The organism is Flavobacterium cauense R2A-7 (genome assembly GCF_000498475.1).
Taxonomy (GTDB): Bacteria; Bacteroidota; Bacteroidia; order Flavobacteriales; family Flavobacteriaceae; genus Flavobacterium; species Flavobacterium cauense.
Map to the genome: position 1 here is coordinate 53367 of NZ_AVBI01000018.1, position 18212 is coordinate 71578.

Annotated in this window: 14 protein-coding genes; 10 read left to right on the top strand and 4 right to left on the bottom strand. The window is 40.8% G+C overall.

The features are described 5' to 3' along the window. Window positions 1-92: 92 nt before the first annotated feature. From ileS to FCR2A7T_RS09620, 3 genes are all read left to right on the top strand, one after another. The gene (gene ileS, locus FCR2A7T_RS09610) at window positions 93-3551 is read left to right on the top strand and encodes an isoleucine--tRNA ligase (RefSeq protein ID WP_023571091.1); all 3459 of its coding nucleotides are present in this window, start codon (window positions 93-95) and stop codon (window positions 3549-3551) included. 8 nt (window positions 3552-3559) lie between these two features. Further along, window positions 3560-3940 carry a TraR/DksA family transcriptional regulator gene (locus FCR2A7T_RS09615; protein WP_023571092.1) on the top strand — a complete coding sequence of 127 codons (381 nt, stop codon included), beginning with the start codon at window positions 3560-3562 and terminating at the stop codon, window positions 3938-3940. Between the two features lie 84 nt (window positions 3941-4024). Further along, window positions 4025-4618, top strand: a complete 594-nt coding sequence (locus tag FCR2A7T_RS09620) for a lipoprotein signal peptidase (protein ID WP_023571093.1) — start codon at window positions 4025-4027, stop codon at window positions 4616-4618. A 50-nt stretch (window positions 4619-4668) separates the two neighbouring features. On the opposite strand, the gene FCR2A7T_RS09625 is transcribed toward FCR2A7T_RS09620, so the two are convergent. The 4 genes from FCR2A7T_RS09625 to FCR2A7T_RS09640 all read right to left on the bottom strand — a co-directional run bounded on the left by FCR2A7T_RS09625 (window position 4669) and on the right by FCR2A7T_RS09640 (window position 7737). After that, window positions 4669-4863 (bottom strand): hypothetical protein, encoded by a 195-nt coding sequence (locus FCR2A7T_RS09625; protein ID WP_023571094.1) that lies wholly within the window; start codon window positions 4861-4863, stop codon window positions 4669-4671. A gap of 32 nt (window positions 4864-4895) precedes the next feature. Continuing rightward, the gene (locus FCR2A7T_RS09630) at window positions 4896-5468 is read right to left on the bottom strand and encodes a 5-formyltetrahydrofolate cyclo-ligase (RefSeq protein ID WP_035118122.1); all 573 of its coding nucleotides are present in this window, start codon (window positions 5466-5468) and stop codon (window positions 4896-4898) included. Next, a complete protein-coding gene (locus FCR2A7T_RS09635) occupies window positions 5437-6699 on the bottom strand; it encodes a pyridoxal phosphate-dependent decarboxylase family protein (protein ID WP_023571096.1) in 1263 nt (420 codons plus the stop codon). The genes FCR2A7T_RS09630 and FCR2A7T_RS09635 overlap by 32 nt, the downstream gene beginning before the upstream one ends. A 66-nt stretch (window positions 6700-6765) precedes the next feature. Next, window positions 6766-7737 carry a succinylglutamate desuccinylase/aspartoacylase family protein gene (locus FCR2A7T_RS09640; RefSeq protein ID WP_023571097.1) on the bottom strand — a complete coding sequence of 324 codons (972 nt, stop codon included), beginning with the start codon at window positions 7735-7737 and terminating at the stop codon, window positions 6766-6768. A gap of 119 nt (window positions 7738-7856) precedes the next feature. Between FCR2A7T_RS09640 and uvrC the strand changes: the two genes are divergently transcribed. The 7 genes from uvrC (at window position 7857) to FCR2A7T_RS09675 (ending at window position 18206) form a co-directional block, all read left to right on the top strand. Then, window positions 7857-9662 carry an excinuclease ABC subunit UvrC gene (gene uvrC, locus FCR2A7T_RS09645; RefSeq protein ID WP_023571098.1) on the top strand — a complete coding sequence of 602 codons (1806 nt, stop codon included), beginning with the start codon at window positions 7857-7859 and terminating at the stop codon, window positions 9660-9662. A 1-nt stretch (window position 9663) separates the two neighbouring features. Then, a complete protein-coding gene (locus FCR2A7T_RS09650) occupies window positions 9664-11871 on the top strand; it encodes a patatin-like phospholipase family protein (RefSeq protein ID WP_023571099.1) in 2208 nt (735 codons plus the stop codon). A 110-nt stretch (window positions 11872-11981) separates the two neighbouring features. Next, window positions 11982-13433: an APC family permease gene (locus tag FCR2A7T_RS09655; protein WP_023571100.1), complete on the top strand. Its 1452-nt coding sequence runs from the start codon at window positions 11982-11984 to the stop codon at window positions 13431-13433. A gap of 266 nt (window positions 13434-13699) precedes the next feature. Beyond that, window positions 13700-14857, top strand: coding sequence for a homogentisate 1,2-dioxygenase (locus FCR2A7T_RS09660; protein ID WP_023571101.1), 1158 nt, complete (start codon window positions 13700-13702; stop codon window positions 14855-14857). Window positions 14858-15029: 172 nt separating this feature from the next. Further along, window positions 15030-16193 (top strand): 4-hydroxyphenylpyruvate dioxygenase, encoded by a 1164-nt coding sequence (gene hppD, locus FCR2A7T_RS09665; protein WP_023571103.1) that lies wholly within the window; start codon window positions 15030-15032, stop codon window positions 16191-16193. Between the two features lie 298 nt (window positions 16194-16491). Next, complete coding sequence (locus FCR2A7T_RS09670; RefSeq protein ID WP_035118125.1) at window positions 16492-17280, top strand: DUF3108 domain-containing protein; 789 nt, start codon at window positions 16492-16494, stop codon at window positions 17278-17280. Continuing rightward, window positions 17280-18206: a tryptophan 2,3-dioxygenase family protein gene (locus tag FCR2A7T_RS09675; RefSeq protein WP_023571104.1), complete on the top strand. Its 927-nt coding sequence runs from the start codon at window positions 17280-17282 to the stop codon at window positions 18204-18206. The genes FCR2A7T_RS09670 and FCR2A7T_RS09675 overlap by 1 nt, the downstream gene beginning before the upstream one ends. Window positions 18207-18212: the final 6 nt, after the last annotated feature.

An 18212-nucleotide genomic window follows, 5' to 3' on the forward strand; every position in this document is an offset into this window, starting at 1 on the left:
AATCATTAGTTACCGTCGTATTTTGTGTTAGTATTAACGCAGAATTATTCAAAAATTAGTACTTTCGCGCATTGATTTAAGAAAACGACAAAATGAGTACAAAATTCACTGAATACAAAGGACTTGATTTGCCAACCGTGGCTTCTGAAGTGCTTGATTTTTGGAAAAAACAAAACATCTTTGAGCAAAGTGTAACGTCCCGTGAGGGCGCGACTCCGTATGTGTTTTTTGAAGGGCCGCCTTCAGCAAATGGCTTACCGGGGATTCACCACGTGATGGCCCGTGCAATTAAGGATATTTTTTGTCGCTATAAAACCCAAAAAGGGTTTCAGGTAAAGCGTAAAGCCGGTTGGGATACACACGGATTGCCGGTAGAATTGGGTACCGAAAAAGAATTGGGCATCACCAAGGAAGATATCGGAAAAACCATTTCCATTGCCGAATACAACGAAGCGTGTAAGCGAACCGTAATGCGGTACACCGACGTGTGGAACGACCTGACCGAAAAAATGGGCTATTGGGTGGATATGGAAGATCCGTATGTAACCTACAAATCCAAATACATGGAAACCGTTTGGTGGTTGCTGAAACAGATTTACAACAAAGATTTATTATACAAAGGCTACACAATTCAGCCGTATTCGCCAAAAGCAGGAACGGGATTGTCTTCGCATGAGGTGAATCAACCGGGTTCGTACCGCGATGTGACCGATACTACGATTGTGGCACAGTTTAAAGTGCTGGAAAATCAAAGAAAATTAACCTTCGCCAAATTCTACGATTACATCACGACCAACAATTTAAAACAATACAAGTTTGAAGCGTTGGAACTGGATGAAATCCACTTTTTGGCTTGGACGACTACGCCTTGGACGTTACCAAGTAATACGGCTTTAACAGTTGGTCCGAAAATCGAATATGTTTTAGTAAAAACCTTTAATCAATACACTTTTCAGCCGATAAACATCATTTTGGCGAAAAATCTGGTGGCGAAACAGTTGTCTAAAAATTATTTTGAAACCAGTGAAGCTGCCGATTTTGAAAACTTCAAAGAAGGTGATAAAAAAATTCCTTTTGAAATTTTAGCCGAATGTAAAGGAGAAGATTTAGTCGGCATTCAATACGAACAATTGTTGCCATATACCTTGCCGTACCAAAATCCTGAAAATGCGTTTCGTGTGATTTCAGGAGATTTCGTGACTACCGAAGACGGAACCGGAATCGTACACACGGCGCCGACATTTGGTGCCGATGATGCGAAAGTGGCCAAAGAAGCATCTCCGGAAGTGCCGCCAATGTTAGTGTTGGACGAAAACGGAAACCCAGTGCCGTTGGTGGATTTACAAGGTAGATTTATCGCAGAAATGGGTGACATGGCTGGGAAATACGTGAAAAACGAATACTACAACGAAGGGGAAGCGCCCGAGAAATCGGTAGATGTGGAAATTGCCATTCGTTTAAAAGAAGAAAACAAAGCCTTTAAGGTAGAGAAATACGTGCACAGTTATCCACACTGCTGGAGAACCGACAAACCAATTTTATACTATCCGTTGGATTCCTGGTTCATAAAAGTAACCGAAGTAAAAGACCGTATGTTTGATTTGAACGAAACCATTAACTGGAAGCCAAAAGCTACCGGAGAAGGGCGTTTCGGAAACTGGTTGAAAAATGCCAACGACTGGAACTTATCCCGTTCAAGATATTGGGGAATTCCATTGCCGTTATGGAGAACGGATGAAGGAACGGAAACCGTTTGCATTGGCTCGGTGGAAGAATTGTACAACGAAATTGAAAAAGCGATTGCGGCTGGTTTCATGAGCGAAAATCCATTCAAAGGCTTCGTTATTGGAAACATGGACGAATCGAATTACGATTTGGTAGACTTGCATAAAAATGTCGTGGATAACATTGTTTTGGTGTCTGCATCAGGAAAACCAATGAAACGCGAAACGGATTTGATCGACGTTTGGTTTGATTCGGGAGCGATGCCGTATGCACAATGGCATTATCCGTTTGAAAATAAGGAGTTAATCGAGGAAAATAAAGCCTTCCCGGCCGATTTTATCGCTGAAGGAGTAGATCAGACCAGAGGTTGGTTCTATACGTTACACGCTATCGGAACCTTGGTTTTTGATCAGGTAGCGTATAAAAATGTAGTGTCTAACGGTTTGGTGTTGGATAAAAACGGTCAAAAAATGTCCAAACGTTTGGGTAATGCGGTAGATCCGTTTACGACTTTAGCCGAATACGGTCCGGATGCCACACGTTGGTACATGATTGCCAATGCAAATCCATGGGATAACTTGAAGTTCGACATTGAAGGCGTGGCAGAAGTTCGCCGTAAATTCTTCGGAACATTATATAATACGTATTCGTTCTTTGCGTTATATGCGAACATTGACGGATTTAATTACAGTGAATCGGAAGTGCCGTTGAATGAAAGACCGGAGATTGACCGTTGGATTTTATCCGAATTGCATACGTTAATCCAAACCGTTGATGAAGCCTATGCCGAGTACGAGCCAACAAAAGCAGCACGTGCGATTTCAGATTTCGTTCAGGAAAATTTGAGTAACTGGTACGTGCGTTTGTGTCGTCGTCGCTTCTGGAAAGGTGATTACGCGCAAGATAAAATCGCGGCGTATCAGACATTATATACATGTTTGCTAACCATTTCGAAGCTTGGAGCGCCAATTGCGCCATTCTTTATGGATAAACTTTACCGTGATTTAACGCAGGCTACACACGGTGAAAAATTCGAAAGCGTACATTTGGCGGAGTTTCCGAAACACGTTGAAAACTTTGTTGATAAATCGTTAGAAAGCAAAATGTTGAAAGCGCAAACGGTTTCGTCATTGGTATTGTCGCTTCGTAAAAAAGAGATGATTAAAGTGCGTCAACCGCTGCAAAAGGTTATGATTCCTGTACTTGACGAAAATCAACGTGCTGAAATCGAAGCGGTTTCCGACCTGATAAAGGCCGAAGTGAATGTAAAAGAAGTACAGTTGTTGGATGACGCTTCCGGTATATTGGTGAAACAAATTAAGCCTAATTTTAAAGCATTAGGACCACGATTCGGTAAAGATATGGGTTTGATTTCCAAGGAAATACAGAATTTTTCACAGGAACAGATTGCCGAATTGGAAAGAGAAGGTAGTTTAGCGCTTGTTATTTCAGGAAATAGTGTTACCTTAACACTTGAAGATGTGGAGATTTCTTCACAGGATATTGAGGGTTGGTTAGTAGCGAATTCCGGTGGCATAACGGTTGCGTTGGACATCACAATTTCAGATGCTTTACGAAAAGAAGGAATTGCCCGAGAATTGGTGAATCGAATCCAAAATATCCGAAAAGATTCAGGTTTTGAAGTGACCGACAGGATTAAAGTGACAATGCAAAAGGACGGCATGATTCAGGAAGCCGTAAACGATAACGAAGCATACATTAAGTCCGAGACGTTAACCGAAGAGCTTGTTTTTGAAGACCGTATCGAAAATGGTACGGAAATTGAGTTTGATGACCTAAAAACAAGAATATTAATTTCAAAATAAGAGAAATTATGGTGGATGAACAAATAAGATATTCCGATTCGGACTTAGCAGAGTTCAAAGAATTGATCCAGATGAAATTGGAAAAAGCGAAAAACGATTTGGATTTAATACGAAGCGCTTACTTGAACGACTTAAACAACGGTACCGATGATACCTCACCAACGTTTAAAGCTTTCGAAGAAGGTAGCGAAACCATGTCTAAAGAGGCCAATTCACAGCTTGCCATTCGTCAGGAGAAATTCATTCGCGATTTGAAAAATGCATTAATCCGAATAGAGAACAAAACGTACGGAATTTGTAAAGTAACAGGAAAATTAATCAATAAAGAAAGATTGAAACTGGTTCCTCATGCAACCATGAGCATTGAAGCCAAGAACTTGCAACGTTAATCTTTTCAAAAAATACGAAACGCTCCACCCGGAGCGTTTTTTATATGGTATAATTCCCTTATTTTTGTGACCAAATCGAGCAAAATGTCATTAAAGAAAGCTTATTTACTGGTAATTCTGATTTTGGTTGTCGACCAAATCTCTAAAATATACATCAAAACCAATTTTCAGTTGGACGAGGAAGTCAAAGTATTTGATTGGTTCCGGATTCATTTTATTGAAAATTCCGGTATGGCGTGGGGTGCAGAAATTCCGGGGACCTTCGGAAAACTGTTATTGACGACTTTCCGTATCGTTGCCGTAGGCGGAATCGGATACTGGTTGTACGATGCCGTAAAAAAACATTCCTCAAACTTTTTAATCGTTGCCGTGGCTTTAATCTTGGCCGGAGCGGTGGGAAATATTATTGATTCGGTGTTTTACGGACGGATTTTTAACGACAGTTATACGCAGGTAGCAACACTTTTTAGTGATGAGCCTTATGGGAAATGGTTCCACGGAAAGGTAGTGGATATGTTTTATTTCCCTATTTGGGAAGGGAACCTGCCGTCTTGGATGCCCATTTGGGGCGGAAACCATTTTACCTTCTTCAACGCTATTTTTAACGTTGCCGACGTAGCGATTTCAACCGGGGTAGGGATTTTGATTGTATTCAATAAAAAGGCTTTTGCAAAATAAGACTCTGAAGTAAAAACAAATAAAAAAAGACCACTTTATGTGGTCTTTTTTTATTTGTTATGTCCCGGAGCATGACGTCTGGCATTGCGGTCTCCGTGTATTTTTTTAGCTTGTCCCGGCGGAATGCGTTTGGCTTTTACAACCTTAGTATGGTGAACGTGTTTTACGGTACAATTGCTAAATCCAACTGTGATACCAATTGCAAAAAGCCCATAAACAATTCTTTTCGTAAGAACATTTTTCATAAATAAGTAGGTTTTCGTTTTTACGAATATACTTATTTAATATTGAATTCAAAAATGCCGTACGGAGTTACGCAGAAATCCAATTGTACATCTGTGTCGAGTACATCGGTTATGGCGTCTTCCGGATCAAAGTAGGAAAGTCCAACTTTAATCACATCCGTTTTGCATTGCGAAAGAAAAGCATCGTAAAAACCTTTTCCGTAACCCACGCGGTGTCCCGATTTATCATACGCCAAAAGTGGTACAAAAATCACATCAATTTTACTCGCGGGCACTTCTATGCCGTCAACTGGTTCGGGGATGCCGTAGTCATTGTTCATGATTCGGGTGCTGTCGGTCAAAAGGAAATGCGTCATTTTCCGGGTTTCAAAATCCGATTTCGAAATCAGGATTTCTTTGTCACGTCCGGCGAGAATCTGCAAAAGGAATTCGGTATTGATTTCTTTTTGTGCTTCTATCGGCAGGAATAAATGAAAATAGCGTTTGTCCCAAATCGGTAACGACAGGCAATTGTTGGCAATGGTCAGACTCAGGTCCTGAATTTCTTCAAAACGCAGTGCCTTTCTTTCTTTTTTATACTTGAGGCGCAGTTCGTTTTTCAGCATGAAGCGTACTTTTTAAATCGGCTATAAAAGTACTCAAATGATCTACTTCCACATGATCCATAATCACAATTTTATACCATTCGTTGGTTTCGTCGTGTTTTTGCGGGACCAAATCGTATTTCGCTTCCAATACGTGCGGAATGTATTTTGCTTCAACGGTTACGATATTCATGTTCGGGTCGCGGAAGTATTTAATGTTCATGGCATCGAATTGTTCGCACAACCAATCGGTACGCATTTGCAGTACGCGTATTTTTTCGCACCAGCCAAAGGGTCCATAAGTAAACAAAATCATCCAAACGGCCACGGCATTGGCGCCGCTTCTGCTGCCGCACAGGGTCAAATCCATGCCTTCCACATATTCGGCTTCTTTGGTAAGTACGTTTTCGATTAAGCCTTTACGACAGATGAAAACACCGGTTCCGTATGGCGCCTGCAACATCTTGTGGGCATCGATGGTAATGGAACTGATTTTCGGATTTTCGAAGTTAATCACCGAATCTTTGTTGCTGAACGGATACACAAAGCCACCATACGCTGCATCAATATGGAGCTGGTACTCTAATTGGTGTTTTTCCAAAAGGGAAATGTAATCGTCCGGATTGTCGATGGCGCCAAACATGGTTGTACCCATATTGGAAACCACAATAAAATATTTTTTTCCGTTGGTTTTCGCCGAAACAAGCAGGTTTTCCAGTGCCGCATTGTCCAATTCACGGGTGTCGAAGTGTACGGGTACCGAATAACGGTCCAACAGCAACAGGTTGGCGGCTTTCGGAATGGAATAATGGGTGTCTTCCGAAGCGATTATGGCAATTTCATCGGGTTTTGCCTGAAAATGATTCATGAAATAGTTACGGTACATCCAAATCGCCTGAATATTGGCTTCGGTACCGCCGGGTGCGATATACCCGTCATACGAATCGGCTTCAGCTTTAAAAATATCCACGGCCAAAACTTTAAGCACTTCGCGTTCCATTTCCTGGGTGCCGCTAAAGGCTTTTTCGGAAGAGCCGATGGTGTGGCAACCAATATGATTAGGATTGGCTACATAGGTTTGCAGGGTAGGCGCATCTTTTAAAAAAGGCGCGTCGCTGTTAAAGACTTTATTGTCGAGCTTAGAAGCCGGATAGCCCAAGGAGGCATCGTGCGCAAAATTCACATTTTCTTCCAGCGCTTTCTCAATGCGTTGCTGACGTTCTTTCTGGGTTAGTTTTTTCCAAGTTATCATATACCATCAAATTTGACTCAAAGCTAAGGGCTTCAAAACAAATAAAATATGATAATTGTTAGGTTTTTATTTTTCCAGTTCAGTCGAAATATGATAAATCGCATCACCCTGATACACAATCGGTGCTTCGTTCACGTTGATAACGTAACCGGAATTCGGCGCTTTCATTTTGTGTTCGATTTTCCCGTACGGATCGGATATGGTGGCCAAAAGCTGTCCTTTGTTGACATAACTTCCGATTTTGGTGTACCCGTGAAACATTCCCGAATAGCGGGCACGAATCCAAGCCGATTTTTCAATGTAAATGCTTTTTTCTTCGGGATGACTGGCTTTTTTTCGACTATTCAACATACCGAAATGTTCCAACACCCGTTTGGCGCCTTCGATGCCCTGTTGCGTAATGTCTTCGTTAATGTCGATGGATTTTCCGCCTTCAAACAACAGCATTTTCACACCCAGTTTGTCGCACGAATTCCGGAACGAACCGGAAATATTGTTGGAATACAAAGTGAATGGTGCGTGAAATATCTCTGCCAAATCCCGCAATTCCTGATTGTTGGGGGCGATTCGGATCTGAGCGGCATTAAAACGGGCCGCACCCCCAGCATGGAAGTCGATGGCATAATCCACGTGCGGAATAATTTCTTTCAGCAGATAATAGGCAAAACGACTGGCCAGCGAACCGGTTTTGCTTCCGGGAAAAACTCGGTTTAAATCGCGTCCATCGGGGAATTCGCGGGTCTGATTCACAAAACCGAAAACGTTAATAATTGGAATGCAGATAATCGTACCGGTTTTGGGTTTGTTGATTTTCTGAACGATAAGCTGTCGCACAATTTCCGTTCCGTTGATTTCATCGCCATGCAATCCCGCCGATAACAAAACGGTTGGACCGGGAAGTTTGGCGCGTTCCACAATGATGGGAATTTTGAGTTTGGTCATGGTGTGGAGTTTTGCAATTTCCATGTTGATGGTTTTGCTTTCTCCAGGCAGAATGTCTTCTTTCAGTATTCGTAAAACGTTATTTCGGTAGTTCATAGCAGGTTAAAACGCTAAAATAATAATAATTATGAGTTATGAGTTATAAATTATGCGAGGACTTCATTTGCGTGACAGGAATTTGTAACTTTGAAACTAGCTAAGAACAACTTCTCAACATGTCGCTTTCCGCTTTAGAACTCCAAATCCAAACCCTGCCCGATAGTCCGGGGGTGTATCAGTATTATGATAAAGAAGGAAAGATTCTTTACGTAGGAAAAGCCAAAAATCTCAAGAAAAGAGTCGCGTCGTATTTCAATAAAGTACACGATAACGCCAAGACGAACGTGTTGGTCAAAAAAATCGTTTCCATCAAACACATTGTTGTTCCTACCGAAACCGATGCGTTGCTACTGGAAAACAACCTGATAAAAAAACTGCAACCGCGCTATAATGTGTTGTTGCGCGATGATAAAACCTACCCTTGGATTTGCATCAAAAACGAACGGTTCCCGCGCATTTTTTCCACCCGGAAAATGATTAAAGACGGTTCGGAATATTTTGGGCCGTATACGAGTTTCAAGACCGTGCATACGATTTTGGATCTGATTAAAGAACTGTATCCGTTGCGCACCTGTAACTACGATTTAAGCAAGGCGAATATCGACAGCGGAAAATTTAAAGTGTGTCTGGAATACCATATCGGGAATTGTAAAGGACCTTGTGAAGGTTTCGAAACGATTACGAACTACGAAAAACAAGTGCAGGCGATTCGCGAAATTCTCAAAGGAAATTTTAAAGAGAGTTTAAAGGATTTCAAAAAGCTGATGGGTGAACTGGCGATGGAGATGAAGTTTGAAGAGGCCCAGAAAATCAAAGAAAAAATTGAAGTTTTAGAGAATTACCAGTCGCGTTCGACGATTTTAAATCCGAAGATTTCCAACATCGATGTCTTTTCAATCGTGTCAGATGAAAGTATGGCGTATGTGAATTTTCTTCAGATTTCGCACGGTGCGATTGTACGTTCGCATACGATGGAGCTCAAAAAGAAACTCGAAGAAACCGACGAAGAATTACTAGAGTTGGCGGTGGTGGAATTGCGTGAGCGTTTTCATCTGAATTCCAAAGAAATCATTTTACCTTTCGAACTCGATTTCGGCGAAAAAATAAAAGTGACCGTCCCTAAATTGGGGGATAAAAAACAGATACTCGACTTATCCGAACGCAACGCCAAATTTTACCGCATGGATCAGCTGAAACAGATCAAAATTGTGGATCCCGACCGTCATACGAACCGAATCATGGCACAAATGCAGAAAGATTTACGCCTTTCGGTAGAACCAAGACATATTGAGTGTTTTGATAACTCGAACATTCAGGGAACCAATCCGGTGTCGGCCTGTGTAGTGTTTAAAGACGGGAAACCGAGCAAGAAAGACTATCGTCATTTCAATATCAAAACCGTAGAAGGCCCGAACGACTTCGCTTCGATGGAAGAAGTGGTGTACCGCAGATACAAACGCTTGCTGGACGAAAATCAGCCGTTACCTCAGTTGATTATTATTGACGGGGGAAAAGGGCAGTTGTCATCAGCCTTAAAAAGTTTAGACGATTTAGGCCTGCGCGGAAAAGTAGCCATCATCGGAATCGCGAAACGACTGGAAGAATTGTTTTATCCGGGCGATTCGGTGCCGTTGTATCTGGATAAGAAATCGGAAACCCTGAAAATAATTCAGCAGTTGCGGAACGAAGCACACCGTTTCGGAATTACGTTTCACAGAGACAAACGCAGCAAGGCGGCGATTCAGACTTCGATTGAAACCATACCGGGCATCGGGGAAAAAACCATGATTGCATTAATAAAACATTTCAAATCCGTTAAAAGATTGTCAAAAGCGACCGAAAAAGAAATTTCTGACGTGGTAGGGCTTTCAAAAGCCAAAAAAATTGTCGAATTTTACAGTGAATCCAATCCAAAAACATAAAATGAAAAAACTTTTCCTGCTGATTTTAGTATGTAGCGTAGTTTTTTCCGCCTTTGCACAAGACCAAAAACGACCAAAAATCGGTGTGGTGTTGAGCGGTGGCGGTGCTAAAGGATTGGCGCATATCGGAGTATTAAAAGTGTTGGACGAGGCCGGAGTGAAGGTGGATTATATTGGCGGAACCAGTATGGGAGCCATTATCGGCGGGTTGTATGCTTCGGGTTATACGGCCAAACAATTGGATTCTATTTTCAGGGTGGTCGATGCCGATGCATTACTACAGGACTACATTCCGAGAACTTCTAAAAGTTTTTTCGAAAAACGAAACGACGAAGTATATGCTTTAACACTACCGTTCAATAAGTTTAAATTGGGGGTTCCTACGGCACTTTCTAAAGGAATGTACAATTACAATTTACTCAGCCGATTGACCAATCACGTGCGTCTGGTTCGTGATTTTGACAAACTTCCCATTCCGTTTGTGTGTATTGCAACCGATATTGAAAACGGCGAGAAAGTGGTGCTTAAAAGTGGTATTTTGCCCAAAGCAGTTTTAGCCAGTGGTGCCTTCCCGTCGCTTTATACGCCGGTAGAAATTGACGGGCGTTTGCTTATTGATGGTGGAGTAACGGATAATTATCCTATTGAAGAGGTAAAAAAAATGGGGGCCGACATTATTATCGGTGTAGATGTGCAGGAAGGGTTAAAAGACAGAAATAATTTGGGAGGCGCTTCGGGGGTTTTGGTGCAGATTACCAATTTCAACATGATTGAAAAAATGGAAGCCAAACGAAAAGCTACCGATATTTATATCAAACCCGACATCAAAGGATACTCGGTTATATCGTTTGATCTTGGTCAGGAAATCATTAAAAAGGGGGAAGAGGCTGCGTTCTCGGTATATGAGAAAATCGCTCAATTGGGTTCAACGGAAAAACCGGTTCGAAAGCACATACCGATGACGCAACTTTCAGATACGATTGATATCGATGATTTTAAAGTGAACGCGCTTAACAATTACACCCGCGCTTATGTATTAGGAAAGCTTCGATTCAAAAACAATTATAAAATTACATTTCAGAAACTAAGCGACGGTATCAGTAACCTAAGTTCTACACAGAATTTCAGCGCTATTTCATATTCGTTTGTAAAAAACGGACAGAGAGAAGGGCTTGTAATGGAATTGAAAGAAAACCCGGTGAAGCGCTACCTCAAGTTTGGGGTGCATTATGACGGATTGTATAAAAGTGCCGCATTGATTAATGTTACCCAAAAGAAAGTCTTTTTTAAAAATGACAATATTTCTTTGGATGTTATTTTGGGGGATAACTTCCGATACAATCTGAATTATTATTACGATAATGGGTTTTATTGGAGTTTTGGTGTCAATTCCCGCTACAATCAGTTCAACAGAAATATCGCTACCGATTTTAACAACGGTTTCGCTTTAGAAACGCTGGGGACCAATTCAATCAATATCAATTTTTCAGATTTTACCCAGCAGATTTTTGCCCAAACGGTTTTTGCCCAAAAGTTTCTTGTGGGGGGTGGAACCGAATGGAAGCATCTTAAAATTGAATCGGAAACCCTTGGTGATAGCGGTTCGGTTTTGGAAAACAGTAGTTATGCTTCTTTATACGGATACCTGAAGTTTGATTCGCAGGATAAGAATTATTTCGCCAAGAAGGGTTGGCATTTTTTCGGTGATTTTAAATCATTTGTCTATTCTTCCGATTATACCAATACTTTCGAACCTTTTTCTATTGCCAAAGCGGATATCGAGTTGGTACAGACTGTTTTTAAACGAATTGCGGTTAAAATTCAGTCGGAAGGCGGATTTGCCATCGGAGAACGTACCATTCCTTTTCATGACTTTGTATTGGGGGGTTACGGCTACAGCATGATTAATAATTTCCGCCATTTTTACGGGTATGATTTTTTAAGTATTTCCGGCGATAGTTATGTGAAAGGGGAAGTAGCGATGGATTACGAATTTTATAAAAAGAACCATTTTAATATCAGTGCCAATTTTGCCAACGTAGGCAATGCTATTTTTGAAGACGACCGTTGGATTTCGCGTCCGAAATACTCTGGTTATGCCTTGGGTTACGGTTTGGAAACGTTCGTAGGCCCGATAGAGCTGAAGCATACCTGGTCACCGGAAACCCGTAATCATTTTACCTGGATTAGCGTCGGATTCTGGTTTTAATGCCTCTAAAAACGTATAACTAAGGTTTTTATGTGTTAATTTACCTTTTTTTGTAGCAATGTTTCAAAAAAACTCTATTTTTGGGACTCAAAATTTTAACGAATTGTTTTATGTCTATATGGAGAGTTAAACCGGTTTCTGCTTTTGAAGCCGACATGAAAAAAAGTGAACTTAAGAAGGTTTTAGGGAAATGGAGCCTTACCGCAATTGGTATTGGAGCTATTATCGGAGGTGGAATTTTTGTTCTTACCGGAACCGGAGCTTATTATCACGCCGGACCAGCTTTGGCCATTTCGTTTATAATCGCGGGTATTGCCTGTGTGTTTGCAGCGCTGTGTTATTCTGAGTTTGCTTCTATTTTACCGGTTGAAGGTTCTGCTTATGCGTATGCTTACGGTACGATTGGTGAAGTTTTCGCCTGGATTATCGGATGGGGGCTGATTTTGGAATACGCCATGGGGTCCATGACCGTCGCCGTTTCCTGGTCAGGATATTTTAATAAACTCCTCAAAATGTTTGGAATAAAACTCCCCGAATGGCTTACTGCCGACCCGGGAAGTTACACCGGAGAAGGGTTTTCAATGAATTTACCGGCTTTTTTGATCGTTTTGTTGGTAATCTCTATTCTGATAAAAGGAACACAAAGTGCTGCGAAAGCGAATAACTTTATCGTAATTCTTAAAGTATCGGCTGTAATCTTTGTCATTATTGCGGGTGCTTTCTTTATCAATATCGACAACTGGACGCCGTTTATTCCGGATGCTACACAAATTGTGGAAAAGGAAACAACACACAATGCATACGGTGTGGGAGGGATTATTTCCGGAGCTGCGGCTATTTTCTTTGCTTATGTAGGTTTCGATGCGGTTTCCACACAGGCTGGTGAAGCGGTTAACCCGAAAAAAGATGTGCCATTCGCTATCATTACTTCGTTATTGGTTTGTACGATTCTTTATATTTTGGTTTCCTTAGTACTTACCGGTATGATGAGTTACCAGGATTTTAACCCGCTGGGGAAATATCCGGAAGCAATTAAAGCTCCTGTGGCCTATGCGTTTGATATTGCCGGACAAAGTTGGGCCGGATACATCATCACCATTGCAGCTACTGTTGGTTTGATTTCGGTATTAATGGTTATGATTATGGGACAATCTCGTATTTTCTTGGGGATGTCTAAAGACGGTTTGATTCCGCCGGTGTTTTCAAAAATCAATCCAACTACCGGAACTCCAAAAACCAATTTGATGATTTTGGGTACTGTAATTGCTACCGTAGCGGCATTCACTCCGATTAATAAATTAGCCGACATGACCAGTTTCGGAACGCTTTTCGCTTTTACGATGGTTTGTGTTGCTGTGTGGATTTTAAGAGTAAAACAACCTAATTTGGTGCGTACTTTCAAAGTGCCTGCCTTGCCGGTAATCGCTGTTTGCGGAATCCTTATCAATACTTATTTAATGATCAATCTGAGTAAAGAAGCGCAATTGCTTTCATTAGGCTGGTTGGTAGTTGGGGTATTTGTGTATTTCCTTTACGGTAAAAGAAAATCCAAACTGAATTAAATCTGTCAGATTGGTAAATAATCTTTTAAAAAGAGTATGATACTATAACAAAATCCCAAAAAGAACTTCTTTTTGGGATTTTTTATTTGCTGCATTTTCAATAAAATTTCCGATATTTGTAGTGTTATGAACAAATCCTGGATCGGTTTATTAGCGCACTTGAAGTTCCTCATCAAGAGAAATCCTGAATGAGCCATTTTCTTTTTGATTAATTGATAAAGTTCCTTGAACGGACTTTTGCACCATAACTTTAAACAAAAAAGAACATGCCATTTTATCATAAATTAGGAAAAATTCCGCATAAAAGACACATACAATTCCGTAAAGAAAACGGCGACTTGTATTACGAGCAATTGTTCGGGACCGTTGGTTTTGACGGAATGTATACCAACTCCTACCACGAACACCGTCCTACACAAGTAAAAGAAATCAGAAACCAATACAGTGTAGCGCCCAAAATTGCCAAAACCAATAACATTCAGTCCTACCGTTTACGAGGTTTTGAAGTAGCACCTCAGGATGATTTTCTGGAAAGCCGAAAAATCGTATTGACGAATTCCGATTGTCACATCGTATTGGCCGCACCAAGAAAATCCACGACCGATTATTTTTATAAAAATACCGATTCCGATGAGGTGATCTTCATCCACCGCGGTACCGGAAAATTAAGAACCATGTTGGGAAATCTTGATTTCAAATACGGAGATTATTTGGTGGTGCCACGAGGTATGATTTATAAAATTGATTTTGACACTGAAGACAACCGTTTGTTCATTGTCGAATCCCACGCGCCAGTATATACCCCAAAACAATACCGCAACTGGTTCGGACAACTTTTAGAGCATTCGCCTTTCTGTGAGCGCGATATCCGTCGTCCGGAAGAACTGGAAACCTACGACGAAAAAGGCGAATTCATCATCAAAGTAAAAAAGAAAGATGAAATTTTCGATCTGGTATACGCTACACATCCTTTCGACGTAGTAGGTTATGACGGCTACAATTATCCGTATGCGTTTTCCATTCACGATTTCGAACCGATTACCGGAAGAATTCACCTTCCGCCACCGATTCACCAAACCTTTGAAACGTCGGCCTTTGTGATTTGTTCGTTTGTACCGCGTTTGTATGATTACCACCCGCAATCCATTCCGGCACCTTACAACCACAGTAATATCGATGCCGATGAGGTATTGTACTATGTAGATGGTGATTTCATGAGCCGTAACGATATCGAAGCCGGTCACATTTCCTTACACCCTGCCGGAATTCCACACGGTCCGCACCCGGGCGCTGCCGAAAGAAGTATTGGTAAAAAAGATACACAGGAATTGGCCGTAATGGTCGATACGTTCAAGCCGCTAATGGTAACGGAAGAGGCTATGAATATCGCCGATGACAAATATTACCTGTCCTGGTTAGAGTAACATAAAAATAATTTGAAGCAATTCCCGCTATCCGCTCTATCTTTTTCCGGTGACTTCGAGAGCCTCAGCCACCGAAAAAAGGATGCCGCTGCTATCGGGGCTAGATAAAACAAAAAACACAACTCTGGTAACGTAAAGCAATTCTTTGGTTACCGACAAAAAATAAAACAATATGGCACAAGAAATAAAATCAGTAGAATACGGATTAGAAAAAATATTTGAAGGCGCACAGGATTTCCTTCCGCTTTTAGGAACCGATTACGTGGAGTTTTACGTTGGAAACGCAAAGCAAGCAGCGCATTTTTACAAAACGGCTTTCGGTTTTCAGTCTTTAGCTTATGCTGGTCTGGAAACAGGAGTAAAAGACCGCGCGTCTTATGTGTTGAAACAAGACAAGATCCGCTTGGTTTTAACCACGGCCTTGAACAGTGATTCGCCAATTGGAGAGCATGTTAAAAAACACGGAGACGGTGTTAAGGTAATAGCTCTTTGGGTTGAAGATGCTCGTTCTGCATTCGAAGAAACCACAAAACGTGGCGCAAAGCCTTATTTTGAACCAGTGGTTGAGAAAGATGATAATGGTGAAGTAGTGCGTGCAGGTATCTACGGTGCTTATGGTGAAACCGTATTTGTTTTTGTGGAGCGTAAAAATTATAACGGAATCTTTTTACCTGGTTACAGTGAATGGAAATCTGATTATAATCCGGAACCTGTTGGATTAAAATACATAGACCATATGGTTGGGAATACGGGTTGGAACAGAATGAATGAAGCTGTAAAATGGTTTGAAGACGTAATGGGATTTGTGAATTTCCTTTCCTTTGATGATAAACAAATTACTACAGAGTATTCTGCTTTGATGTCTAAGGTTATGTCTAACGGAAACGGAAGGATTAAATTCCCAATTAATGAGCCTGCTAACGGAAAAAAACGTTCTCAAATTGAAGAATATTTGGATTTCTATGAGGATGAAGGAGTGCAACACATTGCTGTAGCAACTGACGATATCCTTACAACGGTTGCCGAAATGCGCGCTCGCGGAATTGAGTTTTTAAGTACACCGCCACAAGCGTATTACGACGCCATCCCGGAACGTTTGAAAGATCACATGTCTAAATTTAAAGAAGATATCAACGAACTTCAGAAATTGGGCATCATGATAGATGCTGACGAAGAAGGCTACTTGTTGCAGATTTTTACCAAGCCGGTAGAAGACCGTCCGACACTTTTCTTCGAAATTATTCAGCGAATGGGGGCTCGTGGCTTCGGTGCGGGTAACTTTAAAGCGCTTTTTGAGTCGATTGAAAGAGAGCAACAATTGCGAGGAACGTTGTAAAAATTAGATTTTAATTATTGATAATTCAAAAAATAAGCCGTTAAAAACACAAAATTTGCTAAAAATGTGTTAAAGTTGATTTTTTGATTGCAATTTGATAATAAAACCAACTACATTTGCACTCGCAAAAATGAGGAAGTCATAACCCCTCATTGGAGCAAGTAAATTTTCATAATTTATAGTTTTTTGGTTGGTTAATAGCATAAAAACTCAGTCATTTGTTTGACTGAGTTTTTTTGTTTAGTACTTTTGGAATGAAAATTGTAATAATGGTTATAAATTCGATAAATTTAAACCAATGAAAAAATTTATAACACTGCTTTCGCTTTCCTTTTTACTGCTTTTTGCCGTTTCCTTTACGGTTGTTGATCAGGAAGATGCCTTCACCACGGGCGAATTTTTCAAATTCCGAATCCATTACGGACTTGTTAATGCGGGTTACGCTACATTGGAAGTAAAAGAGGCGGTTCGCAACAATAAAAAAGTACATCACGTTGTCGGGAAAGGCTACACCGTAGGGATGACTAAGTTTTTCTTCAAGGTTCAGGACGATTATCAGAGTATTTTCGACAAACAAACCGGTCAGCCGTACCAATATCTTCGAAAAATTGATGAAGGCGGTTATACCAAAAATCAGGAAGGTTTTTTTAATCAGACAAAAAATACCGTTCTTGTTAAAGACTATAAAAATAATACCGAAAAAACGTTTTCAGTAACCGAAAATGTTCAGGATATTGTATCTTCGTTTTATTATTTAAGGAACCATCCCAAAATAGACAAACTGGCTGTTGGTGAGTCCATTCTTATTGATATGTTTTTTGATGACGAGGTGTTTAAGTTCAAACTTAAATATCTTGGAAAAGAAGATATTGATACCAAATTCGGGGTAATTCCAACCCTGGTTTTCAGGCCTTATGTACAATCCGGACGTGTTTTTAAGGAACAGGAAAGTTTGACCGTTTGGATTTCCGATGATGATAATAAAATGCCCATACGTATAAAAGCCAGTCTGGCTGTCGGATCGCTGAAAGCCGACCTGGACGGTTTCAAAGGATTAAAGAACTCTTTTAAAGTTAAAGTGAAATAATGGAAATTACTCCTGAGATTAAAGATAGAATCAATCAGATTGATGAAAAATTTCAAGCCATCAATCAGAAAACAGAAACGCATTTAGAAGGCCTTTTGTGGTCAAAACCCATCACTTATTGGGATTATATTCAAACCGATGCTCTTTTAAACCTGCAAATTCAACGCACCACATTGCCCGATGAAATGGTGTTCATCATGTACCATCAGGTGAATGAGTTGTTGTTCAAAATGATTCTTTGGGAAATCCAACAGGTGTCGCACTGCGATAAACTTACCACCGAATTTTTCGCGGAACGGTTAATGCGTATCAGTCGTTATTTTGATATGCTTACCACCTCGTTCGATATTATGGGTGATGGTATGGAAGTGGAGCAGTACTTGAAATTCCGAAATACGTTAACACCGGCAAGCGGATTCCAAAGTGCACAATACCGTATGATTGAATTCGCCTCAACAGATTTAATCAACCTTATCGATCACCGTTTCAGAGCGACTATCGATAGAAATACACCTTACGAACACGCTTTCAATCACCTGTATTGGCAAGCCGCCGGAAAAGACTATCAAACGGGCGAGAAATCGTATTTGCTGCAGGAGTTCGAAAGAAAATATAAAAAAGAATTTTTAAGTCTGATGGAGGAGTACAACACCATCAATTTGTGGTGCAAATTCAAACAACTACCGGAAGCCGACCAACAAAATGCCGATTTGATTGCCGCCATGCGTCATTACGACAAAACGGTAAACATCACCTGGGTAATGGGCCATTACAACGCTGCGGTAAAATACATTGAGAGCGTTCCCGGAAACCACGAAGCGACCGGAGGAAGTGATTGGAAAAAATACATGCTGCCGAAATACCAGAGACGAATATTCTTTCCCGAACTTTGGAGTAAAGAAGAATTGGAAAAATGGGGAGAATAAAACAAT

Bases quoted from the DNA above. Each gene is read 5' to 3' on its own strand.
- ileS (WP_023571091.1), top strand. From the start codon at position 93: ATGAGTACAAAATTCACTGAATACAAAGGACTTGATTTGCCAACCGTG.
- FCR2A7T_RS09615 (WP_023571092.1), top strand. From the start codon at position 3,560: ATGGTGGATGAACAAATAAGATATTCCGATTCGGACTTAGCAGAGTTC.
- FCR2A7T_RS09620 (WP_023571093.1), top strand. From the start codon at position 4,025: ATGTCATTAAAGAAAGCTTATTTACTGGTAATTCTGATTTTGGTTGTC.
- FCR2A7T_RS09625 (WP_023571094.1), bottom strand. From the start codon at position 4,863: ATGAAAAATGTTCTTACGAAAAGAATTGTTTATGGGCTTTTTGCAATT.
- FCR2A7T_RS09630 (WP_035118122.1), bottom strand. From the start codon at position 5,468: ATGCTGAAAAACGAACTGCGCCTCAAGTATAAAAAAGAAAGAAAGGCA.
- FCR2A7T_RS09635 (WP_023571096.1), bottom strand. From the start codon at position 6,699: ATGATAACTTGGAAAAAACTAACCCAGAAAGAACGTCAGCAACGCATT.
- FCR2A7T_RS09640 (WP_023571097.1), bottom strand. From the start codon at position 7,737: ATGAACTACCGAAATAACGTTTTACGAATACTGAAAGAAGACATTCTG.
- uvrC (WP_023571098.1), top strand. From the start codon at position 7,857: ATGTCGCTTTCCGCTTTAGAACTCCAAATCCAAACCCTGCCCGATAGT.
- FCR2A7T_RS09650 (WP_023571099.1), top strand. From the start codon at position 9,664: ATGAAAAAACTTTTCCTGCTGATTTTAGTATGTAGCGTAGTTTTTTCC.
- FCR2A7T_RS09655 (WP_023571100.1), top strand. From the start codon at position 11,982: ATGTCTATATGGAGAGTTAAACCGGTTTCTGCTTTTGAAGCCGACATG.
- FCR2A7T_RS09660 (WP_023571101.1), top strand. From the start codon at position 13,700: ATGCCATTTTATCATAAATTAGGAAAAATTCCGCATAAAAGACACATA.
- hppD (WP_023571103.1), top strand. From the start codon at position 15,030: ATGGCACAAGAAATAAAATCAGTAGAATACGGATTAGAAAAAATATTT.
- FCR2A7T_RS09670 (WP_035118125.1), top strand. From the start codon at position 16,492: ATGAAAAAATTTATAACACTGCTTTCGCTTTCCTTTTTACTGCTTTTT.
- FCR2A7T_RS09675 (WP_023571104.1), top strand. From the start codon at position 17,280: ATGGAAATTACTCCTGAGATTAAAGATAGAATCAATCAGATTGATGAA.